This is a genomic window from Aeromonas sp. s7(2024) (genome assembly GCF_040907825.1).
Lineage (GTDB): Bacteria > Pseudomonadota > Gammaproteobacteria > Enterobacterales > Aeromonadaceae > Aeromonas > Aeromonas veronii.
Genome location: NZ_JBFOCM010000035.1, coordinates 64,943 through 82,067, shown reverse-complemented (window position 1 = coordinate 82,067; position 17,125 = coordinate 64,943). Strand labels below are relative to the sequence as shown.

At 48.7% G+C, this 17,125-nt stretch carries 12 protein-coding genes and 1 pseudogene; 3 read left to right on the top strand and 10 right to left on the bottom strand.

Annotation, left to right across the window (positions count from 1 at the left end):
* Positions 1-4: 4 nt before the first annotated feature.
* Genes AB5Y73_RS14625 through dpdE form a run of 5 tightly spaced genes read right to left on the bottom strand, consistent with a single transcriptional unit; the run spans position 5 to position 10,469 of the window.
* Entirely contained in the window at positions 5-841 is an 837-nt protein-coding gene (locus AB5Y73_RS14625; RefSeq protein WP_323909629.1) for a hypothetical protein, read from the bottom strand.
* Entirely contained in the window at positions 838-4,035 is a 3,198-nt protein-coding gene (dpdH, locus tag AB5Y73_RS14620; RefSeq protein ID WP_368148139.1) for a protein DpdH, read from the bottom strand. Before dpdH ends, AB5Y73_RS14625 begins: the two co-directional genes overlap by 4 nt.
* Positions 4,032-4,904, bottom strand: coding sequence for a protein DpdG (gene dpdG, locus AB5Y73_RS14615; protein WP_234932878.1), 873 nt, complete (start codon positions 4,902-4,904; stop codon positions 4,032-4,034). Before dpdG ends, dpdH begins: the two co-directional genes overlap by 4 nt.
* Entirely contained in the window at positions 4,888-7,368 is a 2,481-nt protein-coding gene (dpdF, locus tag AB5Y73_RS14610; RefSeq protein WP_368148137.1) for a protein DpdF, read from the bottom strand. The genes dpdG and dpdF overlap by 17 nt, the downstream gene beginning before the upstream one ends.
* Positions 7,368-10,469, bottom strand: coding sequence for a protein DpdE (gene dpdE / locus AB5Y73_RS14605; RefSeq protein WP_368148136.1), 3,102 nt, complete (start codon positions 10,467-10,469; stop codon positions 7,368-7,370). Before dpdE ends, dpdF begins: the two co-directional genes overlap by 1 nt.
* Positions 10,470-11,223: 754 nt before the next feature.
* On the opposite strand from dpdE, the gene AB5Y73_RS14600 reads away from it, so the two are divergent.
* Together AB5Y73_RS14600 and umuC are read left to right on the top strand one after the other, a co-directional pair.
* Positions 11,224-11,667 (top strand): LexA family protein, encoded by a 444-nt coding sequence (locus tag AB5Y73_RS14600; protein WP_368148135.1) that lies wholly within the window; start codon positions 11,224-11,226, stop codon positions 11,665-11,667.
* The gene (gene umuC, locus AB5Y73_RS14595) at positions 11,648-12,907 is read left to right on the top strand and encodes a translesion error-prone DNA polymerase V subunit UmuC (RefSeq protein WP_368148133.1); all 1,260 of its coding nucleotides are present in this window, start codon (positions 11,648-11,650) and stop codon (positions 12,905-12,907) included. Before AB5Y73_RS14600 ends, umuC begins: the two co-directional genes overlap by 20 nt.
* A gap of 31 nt (positions 12,908-12,938) precedes the next feature.
* Here umuC and AB5Y73_RS14590 read toward each other — a convergent pair whose 3' ends face one another.
* The 5 genes and pseudogenes from AB5Y73_RS14590 to AB5Y73_RS14570 all read right to left on the bottom strand — a co-directional run.
* The gene (locus AB5Y73_RS14590; RefSeq protein WP_368148211.1) at positions 12,939-13,556 is read right to left on the bottom strand and encodes a Fic family protein; all 618 of its coding nucleotides are present in this window, start codon (positions 13,554-13,556) and stop codon (positions 12,939-12,941) included.
* On the bottom strand, positions 13,495-13,956 hold the full coding sequence (locus AB5Y73_RS14585) for a hypothetical protein (RefSeq protein WP_368148215.1): 462 nt from the start codon (positions 13,954-13,956) through the stop codon (positions 13,495-13,497). The genes AB5Y73_RS14590 and AB5Y73_RS14585 overlap by 62 nt, the downstream gene beginning before the upstream one ends.
* A gap of 123 nt (positions 13,957-14,079) precedes the next feature.
* Positions 14,080-14,748 (bottom strand): inovirus Gp2 family protein, encoded by a 669-nt coding sequence (locus AB5Y73_RS14580; protein ID WP_368148132.1) that lies wholly within the window; start codon positions 14,746-14,748, stop codon positions 14,080-14,082.
* 428 nt (positions 14,749-15,176) lie between these two features.
* Positions 15,177-15,353, bottom strand: coding sequence for a helix-turn-helix transcriptional regulator (locus tag AB5Y73_RS14575; RefSeq protein WP_368148130.1), 177 nt, complete (start codon positions 15,351-15,353; stop codon positions 15,177-15,179).
* A gap of 184 nt (positions 15,354-15,537) precedes the next feature.
* A pseudogene (locus tag AB5Y73_RS14570) lies at positions 15,538-15,671 on the bottom strand (IS630 family transposase); the annotation flags it as partial.
* 471 nt (positions 15,672-16,142) lie between these two features.
* On the opposite strand from AB5Y73_RS14570, the gene AB5Y73_RS14565 reads away from it, so the two are divergent.
* On the top strand, positions 16,143-17,117 hold the full coding sequence (locus tag AB5Y73_RS14565) for a hypothetical protein (protein ID WP_368148128.1): 975 nt from the start codon (positions 16,143-16,145) through the stop codon (positions 17,115-17,117).
* The last annotated feature ends 8 nt before the right edge of the window (positions 17,118-17,125 follow it).

The following is a 17,125-nucleotide window of genomic DNA, read 5'->3' as shown; positions in this document are numbered from 1 at the left end:
GCCACTATTTCCTTGTGATAACAAAGTCTTCCAACATATCTTCATCATGCAGCCAATTCAGCACTTCCGGCGTCAGCGCGCTGAGAGTTGGTTTGCCGTGCAGCGGGCCGTTAATACGGTCAAAGAACTGCTGCACAGCTTCAGGCCAGTCGGTTTTCATCATGCTGCGCAGGGTGTTTAGGTGATCCGCCATTGCCTGGATATTCGTAATGCTTTCGCCGTTTTCAGGCAAAGACTGGATCAGGAGATCAAACGTGTTGCGTACGCTTAGGTATTCGTCGGCAACTTCTTTTAGTTTTCCGACTTTCTGCTGAGCTTCGAGGGTTTTGCTGTCAACATGAATCTGTTGATGTAGTACCTGCAACCACTCTTCCCATGCGCTTTTCAGTTGGTCGCTCAGTGTTCTATGCAAACTGAGCGTCAGGTTCATGCAGTTGGTTAAGGAGTCATTCTGAATGATGTCATATGCCGTAGGTTCCCGTGCGGCTATCTCTTCTAGCTCTTCGGCCAACGTTTCATCAGGGTTTTGCGCATCGATGGCAGCAGCGGCCTGAGTCTGATTATTTAGCCAGCGACTCCACTGGGACAGCAGATTATTGACGCTGTTTGCCGCGATTTTTAGCTCATTGCGCTGATCTTCACTCCAAATTACTCTCAATTCTGGCGGCAAACACTGTAAGGCCGGGTACTGGAATTTCAGACGACCATAATGCCCAGCGACCGTTTCGGTTTTTGATAGCACTACACCGCATTTCTCAATAATCAGCGTGGCTTTACTCGCCTGAATGCTCAGATCCAGTTGCTGCTGCAGCTCTGCAAGTTGTTGGCGTAACGTAATCATTCATTGACTCCAGAGGCGCTGATATCAGTGGCCAGATTTTTCAGTCGCTCTTCAACCTGCTTGCGGGCACTCTCCAACTTTGGCGCGTCCCCCCTACTATTTATTTGCTGAAGCGTAAAACGGATTTTCGATTGAATGCTCTGCCATTGAGCAAGAAGGTTGCCAATACGGTGGACGACATCACCGTCAAGGTGGGTAATATCATGCCACAGCATGTAGGTATCGTTTTGTCTGACAAAGGAATTGAGTGTCATCAAGGTGTTCAGGCTGGCTTCGACATCCACTTTTAATGCCTCAATTTCACCCATCAGCCAGATTGAATTCCTGACCTGATCACTTTCCGCCGGGTAGTATGAGGCACGAACAGCTTCAATGAACGCCAGCCAGTCATCGAGAAGGGCAATGAGCTCATCCTGATTTTTCACATTTGCAAAGAGTTGTGCATTCTCGATCGTCAACGCAATCTCTCTACGGGCCGCCTCTGCAGCGCGTTGCACTTCCGCACCAAGCGGCTCCTTTCGGATCTCTTTGAGCACCGTGGTGACGACATCGGCCTCAAGGGCTCGGGCGGAAGAGAGCCCATAACTCAGTTCAGGGACTGCAACCTGAGCAAGCCATGCGTCCCGCGCCTTGTCCCAGCCCTGGAGGGCTGTTTGTCGCGTTTCAGCAACTTTAGCGCTGGTGTGAGGTTTCTGGTTGGCTTCGAGTCCGTAGAAACAGAGGTCGGAAGGATTGGTGTCTGGCGTACGTCCCCGGGGTCTCCCCTCGATTCTGCCAACCCCTTTCTGGGTCAGGCAAAGCGTATCAACCAGTTCTGCCAGATTCTCTTTTCCCGTTAACAGACCCAGCAGCAGCGCTTTTTGATAATGATTGTGCAGCGCGGGCTTCAGTTTCCGCGCACGGGCATGATTGACTGCAATCTCGGTAGCCTGCGGTACCCACCAACTGACAAAGTTTTCATAATGGGCATAGTCTTCCAGCGCCTCAGGGTAGTTGAACCCCTTCCCAAGGCTGTCGTAATGCTGAATGCGTAGCACCGCCTGAGACACATTAAAGATCTCGATTCTGCGTAACGGATCGTCGAGGTCTTTACTATCGTAGAATTTCACAATGAAGTTCGAAGGATCGGAAGCCGCCAGTGGCAGGCTAATCAGAGGGATAATACGCTCAAGCAACGACGGTCTGTCGACCATGCTGAAGAACTCCGTCTGAGCGTAGAGCTCATAACAACGGTTAAGCCCGGCGCGCAGATCACGGGCAACGTCCTGAGGTAAAACGACCTTATTGTTGACCCAGGCTTTGAGGTGTCTGACAAAAGGCAGCGCTGTGATGGTTTCGCTCTCTTCTAATTTCTCCGGTTTTTTCTTGTCAGTAACAGAGTTTTTTTTCTGCGGATCTCCCAGATCGGTTTTATTGGTTGTCCGGGGGGGGTTCTCTTCGATCATCGAAAGTGGTTTTTTGCCACTCAGGCCCGCGGCTAATTCTTCCAGGCCAAAGGCTTTGGCTACTCCCTGCGGGAGTTGCTTGCTAATTTCATCCCAGGAGTCACAGCCGTAGCCCCAGAGCGCGGTCAACGACGCCGCGCTGGCAACTCTGTTGATGGTTAACTGGTTGATTTTGGATTGAATTTCAGCGTCAGCGGTAATGCCGGCAAGATTAGGTGGTGGAAACGAACCGCGTTCCGCTTCTACACGGCAATCGCGCAGGATATCCAGTAGGATGCGGTTAATCACAATTCGCGGATTAAAAACGAGCTGACCACTACTGTCGCGACAATTTTTCACCGCCAGTGCCCGGATGGCGTTGCGGTTAAAGGGGAACAACGGAACCCCCTGTTTGGCTGTACTGCCAAAATCCGCCAGCCATTCAGGTGTTTCTTCATCCTGCCAAACGGGCGGCCATTCAGCGAGCCCCAGCCCCCGCGACTGCTTCAGGGCTGCTGCGCCATGACGTGCAGCATTAAGGTAACGGCCACACAGCGACACAATACGTTCTTCGTTGTCGTCTCTGCCGATGCTTTCAATGATCCATTCATAACCTGCGCGCGTCATCAGCGTTTCCTGACGACGCTTATAGCCCGGATAGTTGTCGGTGACCGCGATGACCGAGTGAACCGGACAGAGCGTTTTCACTCCGTCACGAATTCCTTCTTCGATCAAACTGTCTATCAGCACATCTTCGATCGCGGAAATGGCTGCCATATCTTCCACCAGAATAACCAGGCGACGCTCCTGCGCGAGCAGTTCGCGGCGGATCTCCTGAAACAGTTCCTGGAAGTTACCGCCGTTGAAGGTAAAGAGTTTGGCAAACAGTGACTTCAGCGCCACATGCATAGCCTCATTCAGAACCCCAACCGCCTGGGCGCGGGCCTTTTCGTTGTCATACTCATCGATACGCGAATGGCGAACGTATTCGCGGGCAAGCGACGACAGGTCATCAATGTTGTCTTGAAAGAATAGGTCGGCAGGCACCAGTTCATAGTTATCGTGCTCCTCATCGCCTTCCTTAAGTCCATCGCTCATGCGACTAGCTCGCCTGTAGATGCAATGTTGTGGCTTTAGCAAATTCAGCTTGAAGTTAGGGTCGGTGATCAGGTTGCCAATGCCGTTTTCGACTTCTTCGATAATGGCCTCCAGCCGGCCCAGACGTTCCACTGGAATCTCTTTCCCTTGCGATTCGTACTCCATGCCCTCCGCCATCGCCTGTTCATACATACTCTGCAACTGGTGCGACATCATCGTCAGCAGTAGGTCAGCGAGATCTTTGGCGGAGTGCGCCTGGGCCACATCGTCAACGCGTTTACGCGCGTCATCAAAAAGACCGCCGTGCAGGTTTCTCAGGATCAGCAACAGCACCTGACGCAGGCTGGCATTTTTCGGAATACGAATAACTTCCCACTGTTCAAGCAGGCCATTTGCCTGGAGGTAGCTTTTGAGACGACAGTCCAGCCAGCGCACTAGATGCGATTTTCCCATCCCCGAACGACCAATCAGAGGGATGGCGCGCTCGGTGCTGAGTAACTGAATAAACAGATCCTCATCGCGGAAAAGTTCCTGATTGTTGTTGACGTCGCGGCGGGTAAGGACCATCGGTTCATGTACCGCCAGCAGCACATCATCCTGCAACTCCTCAGCTTCATTACGAATGCACTGCACGATGTTTTCATGGGATGGCCAATAATTCATGATGCTCATTGCGCGCCCTCCCTGATGCTGACTTGGCTGACTGGGCGGATTTCACCACCGGGCAGTTGTAGCAGTAACGATGCGGCGTCATCACTTCCAGTGATCAACTGAATCTTCTGGCTGATCTCCAAACGACGTAGTGCAAGCGAAGTACTGGTACTGATATTTTGACCTTCCGGCGCAGACCAACCTCGTTCAGCCATGATTTCCTGTATTTTCACTCTGAACTCACCGCCATCCATCATCGGCATCACTTCGGCCATGTTGGCCATAAAAATTTTGATGGGTAGGTTTTTTTGCTCGCCAAAAATTTGCGGCAAGAAACACTGAATTGCCCGGGTCGGGTCGGTGTAATAATGTTGGTTTGGAGCCAGTTCTAGAAAACCGAGATAACGCCCGTATTCCCTGACCATCTTTTCGGTATTGTTGTTGATAGTTTCATTTGGAAGCCACCGCTGCACTTTTTCGGTAATGAGGCCAAGAGTCAACGGTTCCTTGCCACCCAACGAATGCTGCTGGAGACTCATCAAGCATGTTAACACCCGCCATAGGGGTTCACATTCGTTGCCTTCGGTGATGCCTTTTCCTTTACATGCTTCAATGGTGCACTGCAGCACTCGCTGATAGAGAGGACGAGACTCCTCTGGTTGCGGCAGGAGCATTCCCTCTTCCATCGGCCAAAGTTTCAGACTGCACCAAAAGGTGAGGTTCTCTCTGACTTTTCCCCAGGCATTATCGTTAGCGGGCAGGCTGTTGGGGCGATAACGATCCACAATCTCCTCCAGAGAAAGTGGTACCGGGGCGTTTTGTACAATGCGATCAAACAGGGGGATCAGCACCAGGCTGCTTCCGGGGTTTGCGTTATTGATGATTGACATGCTGTAGTTGCCTGATGAAAGTGTCCAGGGACTGCGCGTTTCCTGCGCTGTCCCACCATTTTCTGTAAGGATGCTGTGGGTCTAACAAATGCTGCGGAGCGATGATGATACGTTCATAGCGCGACGCTGGCAGTGCCGGTAGCGCCGTGGCGGTATTGGCCACAATCACAATTTCCGCACTGTCTGAGGTTGGCGCAGCCATTTTTTGTACGCACCAGAAGGGGGAGACGGAATCTAGGAAGCGTTCCAGATAGATGAAATCGGCTTTTTCTGCTCGAATCGTCTCATAATCACCGGAGCCGATCAGTTGGCGAAGTGGCACACGAAGTTCTGACAGCAGAGTTCGAATATCCAAATCCTCCTTGTAATACACTTTCTTCTCTGCACCAACGAAGCGTGCTCTTTTCTTCGGTGTTGCTTGCAAAACTTTTACATCAGCCCCGACGGTGGGAGAAAATGAGGTCTTGCCCTGAGCCCGACAACCCGGACAGCCGCCGCAGGTCAACTCTGGTGCATGGTGCTGATAAATATAAAATTTTCTAAATATTTGACACAGAGAAGGGCGGGGAGCGAGGATACACATTTTCAGCAGGTCAAAGGCGGTGCGTCGCTTGCTCAGTTCCTCGTGCCGAGCCTTATCAACAAAGGTGTTCCAGTACTCTTCAGAGTGGTGCAAATCGTTGCAGTGACGAATATGCACTTTGCTGTAATAACTGGCAAACCAGTCGCGGACTACCTGATCATTTTCGTCCCTACTTTCCCGAAGCCAGTGAGGAAGGTCCGGTGCGGCGAATACCAGTTCAATCAGCCCGGTGCGCTGCATCAGCAACAGAGTTCTGCGATTCCAGGCCTGATTCCGGTTGCCCTGATAATCGACGTGATCGGGTTTGGTATCCAGCGAGATGCAATAACTGGCGATATCGCTTGGCTGGCGTTGTTCAAACATAGCCTTCCAACGCAAGAAGCCTTTTTCGACGCTGATCAGTTTTTCGACCGAGAGACTTTCTGCGGTCTCCATTTGTTCGCTATGCCAGACCAGATGCGCCTGACAGGCTTTGCCATCACGCCCGGCACGTCCGCACTCCTGATAATAGCGATCGATATTTTCTGGAATGGCTGCATGAATGACCGTACGGACGTTGCTCTTATTCATGCCTACACCAAATGCCGAGGTGGCAATCATGATGTCCAGTTGATCACTTGCCCATTGTGAAATCAGCTTTTTTCGCTCTAGGACTTCCGTGTCTCCATGGAACAGACCAACACGCTGGTAATTCTGTACCTGAAGTCGGCGATGCCAGTTTTCCGCTTCTTCCTGAGTGGTGCAATATAGAATGAGTGGGCGTGGAAGCGTCATCAACAGTCGCTCAACGCGCTGCTGGTGTGCTTCAGGATTGGGCTCGGCATGAATGAAATATTCAGGTTCAGGACGCAGGAAGTTCGCCGTAATCTCAATGAGTTCGCTGTCATCTGTACGGAACTGCTCAACGATAACATCACGGGTACTCTGGTTCCAGGTGGCAGAGAGCAGCAGAGTACGAAACCGGCATCCGGATTGTGCTTTTAATGAGCGAATAAGTGGCGCGATCAGCTGAAAATCAGGGCGGAATTCAGCACCCCATTGGTCGATAAGATGTGCTTCGTCGATAACAACTGCACTAATCAGGTTATTTTTTGCCAACTCAAACAGCACCGGAACCAACGACGATTTGGCTGCCTCAGGTGAGCAAAACAAAACCCGCTGTGAGCCGTTTTTCAACCGTTCTTTCAACGTCTGGCGAGTTGTCTGATCCTGGCCGCCGACCCACGCGTAGTTCCCGCCGTGATCTTGCTCGGCCTTACGCAGCATATCTCGCATAAAATCCGCCTGTTCAATTGCGAGAGCTACAGTTGGGACAATAACCAGCGTTAACGAACCGAATGGTGCACTGATAGCCTGGACTTGCGTGATGAGACTCTTACCGCAACTAGTGGGAAGATTAACCACCAGGGTGCTGTTGATGTCTGAGGTGAGCAACGTGCGAATCGCTGCCTGCTGTCCGAAGCCGCGATAGTGCGTATGGGGCGTGTCGGCCAGCAGATTTTTGAGGGCAGGATCTATCTCCGGCTGCAATAAATTACGTCGAGTTCTGAGTTGGTAGGTGGCTTTGGTGCTCGTCAGGTCAACTTCAACAGAGAGTGACAGCGTCTGCCCAACGACGTTTTTTTCCAGCCCCCAGCGAGGGTCTGGCAACTCCTTCAATGAAGGGGGAGAGGGAAGCCAAGGGTTGTCGATGCCGTTTGCCTGTGCCGTGCGGAGTGCATCGACATAACCAGCAAAAATATCACTTGTCTTTGCTGAGGCGTCGGTAACGATATTCATTAACCGCAGCAAAAAGGGGTTCTCAATACCATCCTTGAAAGTGACATCGTCATTAAAACATGTTGCTAATGCCTGCTGCAGGCGCGACCATTGTTCTTCCATCAAGCAACTCCTGCTAAAATATTTCTGCTACAAACGATAACGCCTTTCATTGCCATTAGTTGCAGGAAGCTTTCACTGCCAGTTTGTTCACGAAGTTTTTCCAACGATTTCCCGTATACCCGTTCTACCATTTCCTTCCAGTCATCCGGGGAGACCAATTCCTCAATTTCTTGCCATAAGCTAGGCCGTAGGTTGAGGTCGACATAATTTTTTTGAGGCGATTCGTTGTTACTGTATTCTTTATTAAGCAACTCAATAATCTGTGAATTGGTAACTACGGTTCCATCAATCGTCAACCACTCCTGCAAAATGTAGGGTGGATGATTCTCATCACCTTTTCGGATTTGTGCATAATCGCTTAGTGGATTGCAGTGGGTGACCAACCAACTCATTTGGAAGAAATAGCGAGGCTCATTCAGTGAAGCGGGTACAACGCGCAGGATGGCCATTGAACTGCCTCGCGCATCCTTATTCAAAAGGCGCCATACGGAGTCAACAAAGGGTTGACCGTAACGCAACGGATAAACTGTTGTCCCATTGATGGCAGGAATGCGCTCAGCGCTCATCAGATAGGTTGATGGTGGGTTACCGCCATCTTTGTCGAAACTGAGCATGCATGTTGTCAAGAACGTTTTAAAGTCAACCAAAGTGCCTGAGTTGCGCTCGCCGAGTTCAAAACGAAACCGCATCCCCTCCTCCACATTTCCCACATGGCGAAAACGTAATACTTGAGTAATCCAAGGAATCAACGCTTCACACTGTGCTACTGCGAGAAGGTCTTCATTACTTAGTCTCTGAGCGAAGAGCGCAGCTTGGGCTACCTCCTCATCCATGGCTAGCAGTTTTTCCTGCATGTTAATTTTATTGGTCTCTCTGGTCAGCACACCATGCTCACCTGGCAGTGCGGCAGCAAGATTCTCCAGAACCTGTGGTCCTTCTTGGTAGAGCCGGAGCCAAACGTCACCAACATACTCATCCAGCACGAATTGCAGACTGGAAATAGTGTTGTGAAAGACACCGATGCTCTTAACCAGAACTTCAGCCCAGCGATTACGTAAGCTATGAGTCGCATTGTTTTTCAAGATCATGCTTTGAATAGGCTTGATGCCTCGGAGGTTGGCGCTATAGCGATTCAGTCGGCCAGTACGTTGCTCAATACGACTGCAAGAACGCGGTAAGCCATAGTGGACGGCTAGGCGACGCCCACCGTGAAGATTCAAACCATCTTCGCCGTTTTTATCGCACAACAGAACCCGCACAGGATTCTGCTGTTGGGAAAATTGCAATGGTTGGCCTGGGTGGTAACACTCTATTGGGTACTCTAGGCCGATGCTCAGTTTAACCAAAAGGTGCTGCGCAATTTCCGGGCGGTCACAAAACACTATTGCTTTACCCTCTGGGAACTTCTGCAACCAGTCATTGAGGGCAGCAACTAGCATGCTGTCGATGGCCTTTAGTTCGTTTTTGGCCGTCGTAACGATGTGCTCCAGTAAAGCCTGCTCATCGTGACTGGGCGAACTGGACCTGAGTATGGTTTTGGCATGCTCCATTACACATAGTGGGCTGGAAAAAAGATCATCAATCCAAGTGATATAGTCCGCTTCCTTCAGCAACCAGTGTTTATTCTGCGGTTGTGTAGAAAGGGCACGATATTCTTCCAATAATTCATCCAGCGTCAACCCCTCTGTTTTCCAGTGACACTCGATCACACCATCCAGACCAGGGAAGAGAAGTTCCAGGTTAAGATTTTTATTTTCATCCTGGCTAATGGAAACCTGACGGCGGTTTCTTAATAAGCGATGGTGTATACGGTAGCGTTCACCTATATGTAATCGAACAGCCCGAATACCGACCTCACGTTCAGGTGAAGGTGGAGTAAAGCGGCCAATTAGAGGAAATAGGTTTTGACACAGAAGGAATAAATCGCTGTCATGTGGAAATTGCGCAAGCAATTCATCAAGATTGCGACGAAGGCTAATGTTGGAAGCAGAGGGAACCAAGGCGGAGAACATTCCCCCAAGACTTTCACGGTTTTTCACTAGTTCGGTAAATGCCAGCAAATTTTTCTCGTCAACCTGATATGCATCAGGATTGATACAATGAAGCATCGACAAAAAATTGCGTTCATGGCCGTGCAAAGGTGTACCAGTGAGCAAAAGCACGTAGGTGGAAAGCTTGCAGGTCTCTGAAATTAAATGAAAATTACTAACTTCATCGGTATTGTCAGACCAAGGCCATGAAGCAATTTGATGAACTTCATCAATTGTTACTAATGATGGCTTAAACCCCTTTTCTAAAAGGTTGCAGGCATCTTCGTAACTGCAAACAACAATACCTTCAGCACATTTACCTTCAACAATTAATTCGAACGCTACGGTAGCAGCGATAATTAATTGTTTTAACTGAAACCGCTCAGCAAGTTCCTTGGTCCACTGTTCAATCAGTGATTGAGGAACTGCAATAAGCATACTCGCTCGCCCTTCTTTTTCCAAAGCATGCTCACGAATAATCATTCCCGCTTCAATTGTTTTCCCCAAACCAACTTCATCAGCAAGAATATATTTTGGTATATCATCTTGTAAGATGCGCTTTACAACAGCTAATTGATGAGGCTCAAGCTCTACAGCACTACTAGAAACTGATGCAATACCTAAGCACGCAGCACGCTGCTGGATATATGAGTCAATGAAATTTTGTCTACGGGGGAAAAAGAATGGCGCATCATTGGCCTGGTAAGCGAGGAAATGTGCAGGATTTAACGGCACATTTGGATCTTTATTTAAAACATGAATATCACTGATTGTAATGACCGCATATTCATCCTCCCGAAAAATGACTAAAAAATCCCCATTAGGTCGCACTCCACCAAAACGACCTCTGGTCCACCGAGTATTTTTTGGATGTTTACAGTAAATGACTGTCTCATCATGCAGGGCCGTAACTACAAGCTTATCAATGCTAATTTCAATCTGACGAGCATAGGGATTTGCTGGCGATTCGAAGAAAGCAACCGTCGCAGAATTTTTATCAAAAAAAATATTTACAACCTTGCCAACACCATAAAAACATCCAGAAGTAACTAATGAACCAATCGTAAGCATGCGTACAAACCATGTTTATTTATATCTTTCCATTACCACAACATCATTTTCGTCTGGCACAGATTATGGCTTTTCAATTAATTTTTACAACCATTTCTCGCCATAATCTTTACAGATTAAAGTAAACCTTTTGATATTTATGGGAATGCCGGGCGATTACAAGCATAGACATCATGTCTAACCTGATAGCGAAAATCTACTTATTTTACACCTTCACTCCTACTTATACCATGCCTTACATCACATCATTACTAATTACCGAGGCTTTATTCCAAAAGTAATCATTTGACCTGTCAGACCGTGGCATGGTGTGGTGTAATGCACTATTATCATCACAGCCCAAAGTACCTGCGAATCATGCGATAGACAGTGCGGTCAAAAACTGTCTGGTTACCAAAACCGTCGGTGCACAGGGAACTGGTTTTACCATCAGTTACACTGATGCCGAATGTTGCCGATGCTATCCTCGTGGTAGGTATAATCATTTTTCAGTTCCGTAGAAGTGCCCATTTGCTCAAGATTTTGACAATTAATTAACTACCTACCCCTAACCCCAATTCTGCTGGATATTATCGCATCGTGCTTGCCTATCTTATCTTTACAACCTCATCGGCCAGGGCATATAGATTGTACTAACTATTGACTCATTTATCACCTAGAGACTCCATAGTACACCATCATTGGCATGCAGAACTTGCGCTGGTTCAAAGGTGGCGCGCTATAATAGCTGTATATAAATACAGGTGTTGTTGCCATGAAGTTGTTAACCCCAGACCCATCACCCGTCGAGGTGACCATCCCGCTGTTCTTGCACCGCGCCTCTTGCGGCTTTCCCAGCCCAGCCAGCGACTATCTGGAAGGGAAGTTGGACCTCAACACCCACTGCGTGCCGCACCCTGCTGCAACCTTCTATCTGCGCGCCGAGGGGGAGAGCATGACCGGGGTCGGCATCTTTCCCGGTGACTTGCTGGTGGTCGATAAGAGCCTGACCCCGCGCCATGGAGATGTGGTGATTGCACTGCTCGATGGCGGATTCACGGTCAAGACCTTGCAGCTCAAGCCGAGGCTGCGGTTGCTGCCAGCCAATCCGGCGTTCGCGCCTATCGACCCTTGTATGAGCCTCTCCCTGGAGCTGTTCGGGGTGGTCACCCATGTGATTGGCAATCTGAGGCAGCGTGATGGCTATAGCGCTCGTTGATGTAAACAACTTCTACGCCAGCTGTGAGCGGCTGTTTCGCCCTGAGCTGCGTGGCCGCCCGATCGTGGTGCTCTCCAACAACGATGGATGCGTGGTGTCGCGCAGCCCCGAAGCCAAGGCGATGGGTATCAAGATGGCTGGGCCCTACTTCAAGATCCGCGAGCAGTTCGAGGCGCATGGCGGTGTGGCATTCAGCTCCAACTACGCGCTCTATGGCGATATGTCTGGCAGGGTGATGAGCACGTTGGAGACAATGGCCCCCGAGCTGGAGGTCTACTCCATCGATGAAGCATTCCTGTCACTGTCGGAGTCGTTTGCCGGGGACCTGACAGCCTATGGACAACAGATCCGGCAGCGAGTGTGGCAGTGGACCGGCCTAACGGTAGGGGTTGGGCTCGGCCCTACCAAGACCCTCGCCAAGCTGGCCAACTATGCAGCCAAGAAGTGGCCTGCCACGGGCGGCGTCGTGGACTTGCGTGACGAGTTGCGCCGTGCCCGACTGATGGCTATCACCCCGGTGGATGAGGTGTGGGGCATAGGGCGGCGCTTGGGGGCCAAGTTGGTGGCTCAAGGCATCAACACCGTGGCTGACCTGGTGGCCAGTGATGCCAAAGGGTTACGCGCCCAATACGGCGTGGTGGTCGAGCGGATCGTACAGGAGCTGCGTGGTCTGCCTTGCGCAGAGCTGACCGTTGAACCGGCGGCGAAGCAGCAGATCCTCTCAAGCCGTTCCTTCGGGGAGCGCGTGACTGACCGTGGAGAAATGGCCCAAGCGTTGTCAGGCTTTATGGCTCGCGCAGCCGAGAAACTGCGGGCCGAGGGAATGTGTTGCCAGCGGGTGCACCTGTTCATGCGAACCAGCCCCTTTGATGAACGAGCCCCTTACTACAGTGAGCAGGCTGGCATCCGGCTGGTCTGCCCTAGCGATGATACCCGGTTGCTGCTGCAGCAAGTGAACGTGCTGCTACCGCAGATTTGGCGCGACGGTTACCGCTATCAGAAGGGTGGGGTCATGCTGAGTGAGTTCACCCCCAAGGGGCAGCAACAGGCCGATCTGTTTGCCCCGTCCTCTGCTCAATCGGATGCACTGATGGCCGTGATGGACCAGATCAAAGCCAAGGGATTGGGGCGCGTAGGCTTTGCCAGCCAAGGCACGGGGTCGCCTGAGTGGATGATGCGACAAGCGCACCTGAGCCCCTGTTACACCACACGTTGGGAGGACCTGCCGGTGGCGAGGTAGTCCTGAGTCGGTTAGTTGCGGGGCTAGGTGGTTACACATCAGGATCCAATACCTCCCAACGTCCGCTCTTACGCGGCCCAACAAAACGTAATCGCCCGTCTTTGACTAGCATGGCAACAGCTCTCTCCACTGTACTGGTCGATTTGCCAATCCGCTCTGCGACTTGCTTGAGAGTTATGGTCGGCTCAGCCGCCAGTTCCGCCAAGATGACCTGCGGAGTTTTCATCCGTTTTTCTACCTGCGTTTCAACCTTCATTTCTACCCGTATTTTCTCCTGATGAGGTGATACTGCTGCTGGTTGAATCGCAATCGCCTGGGCCAGCGCATCGCGCAGCGCTTCCAGTAAAAAGAGGATAAACTCGGTACAATCACTGCGACTGTCAGCCTGACTTAGCTGCTGATAGTAGTGATCTTGCCGTGCCTTAATGACCGTCTCCACGGGTAAGAAGGCCATTACAGGCTGCCAGCGGCTCAAGCTCACTGTCTGCCATAAACGTCCCATCCGACCATTTCCATCCGCAAAAGGATGAATAAACTCCAACTCATAATGCAAGGCACAGGAAGCGATCAGCGGATGAGCCTCGGTCTCAGCCAGCCAAGTCAATAGCTGTCCCATTAGACGAGGGACCTGGTTCGCAGGGGGAGCCATATGCACTAAATGCTCGCCTCGATAGATACCTACGCCAGTGACCCGCATCATCGCATAGTCCACGCATCAGGAGTCCATGAGCACCAAGTAAATCTTCCGCTAAAGCAGGATCCCAATCAGGCATTGCTTCATAGGCCGCAAACGCATTACGAACCTCTTGGATTTCCCGTGGAAGCCCAAGCACCGTCTTCCCCTCAATCACTGCCGTCACCTGCTCGACACTCAGGGTATTGTGCTCTATAGCCAAGGAGGCTTGGATGGTGCGGATCCGATTCTCTCGACGCAGCATCGGCACCTGAGAACTCTGAGCAAACCGCCACTGCCCCACCAACTCGGCGATCTCCGCCACCCGGCTCAACATGGCGTGGGTCAGGGTGAAGGGAGGGGAATAGGCTGCCATGGGTTACTCCAACTGATGCGATAACAAATGAGGGTTAGCTTAACAGATCCGGGAGCAGAAACTCCCGGATCAGATGCCATGTAAAGCAGCAGTAAAAGTTTTTTTATCAACACTAATAAGCCTTCAAATGTTACTCCCCCCGAAACAGCGGTACCCTTCTCCGCGTCTCTTTGTCTCGTTTTTAGCCAGATAGGCTGCCCGCACAAGCATCTTCTTGAGTGACTCGGTATCATTCCGCTCAATGAGATACTCAGCATTCTTGGGGAAATGCACCAGTCCCATTTTTTTACAATCTTGCGGAGTGATATTTTCATCAGACACAGCGCTGTGCCAAGCCACTCTTATTTTATTGGCAAGGTTCATTCTTTCCGATTCATAATTCCCTAGTTTGTAGTAAGCATCCCTATTCAAAAATATCATCATGTGATAGTGAGGACAGGGAGCATCAGCTGTTTGCTCCTTAGCCCAAACGTATCTAATATCAGTCGAATGAACCCTTTTGCCTTCATAACGTCGTTCTGACTCATCGCACTCAATGAGCCGTTTAAGCCTAGAGAAGAACTCTTTAATTATCCTTGAGCCCTCCTCAGGTTTTAATGCTAAATACATTCCAAAAGCAGGGTCTTGTTGAAAACGGAGATCAACTCGAAAGGCAAACACTCTGGGGTAATGCTTAAGAGCGCTCTCCGATACAGAGAGGATTTTCTCTAAATTATCCACATTAAAGCTATAGTTCCGACTTTCGTAGAACTGCTGAGCAAGCAGGACATACTCTTCTATAGAAATAGACATTTGAACTCTCCCAATAGATTGTTGATAGACATTGAAGGTTTAAATAATGATGTGTATATTTTGCGGATAGTGCCGTAGTATGTGTCAAACACGGTCTATTAACTGGTGTAATCACCAGGATGGTTTGTGTATAGATGCGATTAACACTTTCTTTGAATACGGAATAGAGCAATTAAACTACCATGATAAGTGATGGCTATTGCTTAGCATGGTTCAAGCAGGCAACTTCATAGGCTGTCAATATACCACCAATGAAGGTGTCATCGCATTTAAATATACACGTTCATTCAACTTAAAACATATATTACTATTGCCTACACAAATGCATTGAATATCAAACCAGCCAGAAAACTCTTATCCCAGATAGGACAAGACTTGTAGCATGAGCAACAAGCTAATTTGTTCAAATTATTATTCAGAAATTAGCCCTAGCGAAGATTTATTTTCTCTTCAATCCATGACTCTATTTCAGAGCTAATCCAAGCAACAGATCTTGGGCCGATCTTGACTGATGCGGGAAATTTCCCGTCCTTCATCTGACGATAAACTGATGCCTTAGAGAGTGATGTCATTGCCATGACATCTTTCAACTTAAGTAGTTTCATGATGAGCTCCTTGTGTCGTCCATAGGACGTGGTGCTCGTGTAAAAATATAGCGGAACAGCAACCATATATCTTGAACACACTCCGTTACCCAAGAGGAAATTTAAAATGTATAGGTCTATGTCTCATTAGTAGAACTGAGCCACCTGCTTGGTGAGCTAAGCTAAATTGCTGATCCTAATAGTTCTACACCTTCGCTGTTCCATAGCTATACCCAAGGAAAGGATACATGGTATCCATGAAGTGTTTCACTCTAGCCAACAGGTTGCCATTGCTCTGCATTGGTGATTGCGTGTGATGGCTTCATGTAACTTATGCCATGTATTCAACGTTAGCGATCCAGATATCATTACCCAACATTTACCAGCAGAAGGCATCTCTTTGTGATCTTCCCACAGAGGATCAAGTGACCCAATTATTGGCATAGACATTCGAGTGCCTATCGGTTGTATTTTGGCAAGCCCAGTGCGCCTATCATTAGCGTCCGATTCAAATAATGCCGCCCCCTCTACCAATCCACAGTGATGACCAAAGAGCGCCTATCAACTTGTCCGTTGATAGAGATTACATGCAACTCCCACACACAGTGTGGCCTTCACGACCTTCAACGAAACCCAAAAAAGTAGGCTGGTGATGTGCAAAAACACGGCAATTGATCACTAAACCATGAAACAAAAAGCTTCATAAAAACATTGCAAATCACTATAAAACAGGTTAAAAATCAACCACAAAACAACATAAATACATGATTAAATTACTTAGTAATCATTATTTTCGGAGCTGATAGTATTATGAAAAGAGCCTATGATGAGAATGGCCAGGAAATACCGCCCTCTGTGTCTTTATCTAAAAGAGAAAGGGAACTGGCCCTTAGACTATTAAATGCTGAAATATCTTTATCTATAAGTGATGAGGATATAGTTAACCACTTATCTAAAAACAGCAGCGTCCTTATAAAAAGAGCTAACTGTGGACTAGACTCCCCCCTTAACAGTTTGATGGGTCAACCAGCCTCTCATGAACTAGTAATAAAAAGCATTAAATCTGAGTGTATAAACGAAACAAATTTCAATTGGATAGATACAAAAAACGATCGTTTGTGTAGTTACGTATGGGCATACATACGCTCTTTAACTAAATATCCTGATGCGTCACCTTTAACTATGGACGTTGGGATCCGAATAGACGGCGCATTTGAAGCATCCCAGACATCTCATGTATATAACAACTGGAGTCTAGACCTTTCACCCACTAACAATATCAGCAAAAAAAACTGCATCATTTCTTTTTTTGATATAATCAACGCGACAAATGAACAAAAAATAAAGGATGTAGAATTTTTAAAATTGAGATGGCAAAGTACCGGCAAAAAAATGGATGTGAAGACATGGATAGAAAATTGTGATAGCAAATGGGCATGGAGTTATTTATTTGAAAATCCCAAAACAGGAAATAATAATCCTCCAATATGGTTTATCAACAGAGATAATTCTTCGGCAACCAAAGAATGCATTGTTACACTCTTTGACCTGCTAAATGAAGTTCCACCTGCCAGAGAACTGATGCTTAGAAAAATGAAGTCAGCCTGGTCACAAAAATCATTTCGTGACAAGAACAATGGGAAAAAATCAGTTAGTGTTGTCTTGCCAGAAAAAATAATTAGCATGCTAGATGAAATTTGCATTAAAACTGACAGAAGAAAAAATGAAGTAATAACTAGATTAATACAAGCAGAATATGAAAAAATAAAAAAAGGCGGACACTAGTCCGCCTT

Coding starts and splice junctions, on each gene's coding strand:
- AB5Y73_RS14625 (WP_323909629.1), bottom strand. CDS start 841: ATGATTACGTTACGCCAACAACTTGCAGAGCTGCAGCAGCAACTGGAT.
- dpdH (WP_368148139.1), bottom strand. CDS start 4,035: ATGAGCATCATGAATTATTGGCCATCCCATGAAAACATCGTGCAGTGC.
- dpdG (WP_234932878.1), bottom strand. CDS start 4,904: ATGTCAATCATCAATAACGCAAACCCCGGAAGCAGCCTGGTGCTGATC.
- dpdF (WP_368148137.1), bottom strand. CDS start 7,368: ATGGAAGAACAATGGTCGCGCCTGCAGCAGGCATTAGCAACATGTTTT.
- dpdE (WP_368148136.1), bottom strand. CDS start 10,469: ATGCTTACGATTGGTTCATTAGTTACTTCTGGATGTTTTTATGGTGTT.
- AB5Y73_RS14600 (WP_368148135.1), top strand. CDS start 11,224: ATGAAGTTGTTAACCCCAGACCCATCACCCGTCGAGGTGACCATCCCG.
- umuC (WP_368148133.1), top strand. CDS start 11,648: ATGGCTATAGCGCTCGTTGATGTAAACAACTTCTACGCCAGCTGTGAG.
- AB5Y73_RS14590 (WP_368148211.1), bottom strand. CDS start 13,556: ATGGCTCCCCCTGCGAACCAGGTCCCTCGTCTAATGGGACAGCTATTG.
- AB5Y73_RS14585 (WP_368148215.1), bottom strand. CDS start 13,956: ATGGCAGCCTATTCCCCTCCCTTCACCCTGACCCACGCCATGTTGAGC.
- AB5Y73_RS14580 (WP_368148132.1), bottom strand. CDS start 14,748: ATGTCTATTTCTATAGAAGAGTATGTCCTGCTTGCTCAGCAGTTCTAC.
- AB5Y73_RS14575 (WP_368148130.1), bottom strand. CDS start 15,353: ATGAAACTACTTAAGTTGAAAGATGTCATGGCAATGACATCACTCTCT.
- AB5Y73_RS14565 (WP_368148128.1), top strand. CDS start 16,143: ATGAAAAGAGCCTATGATGAGAATGGCCAGGAAATACCGCCCTCTGTG.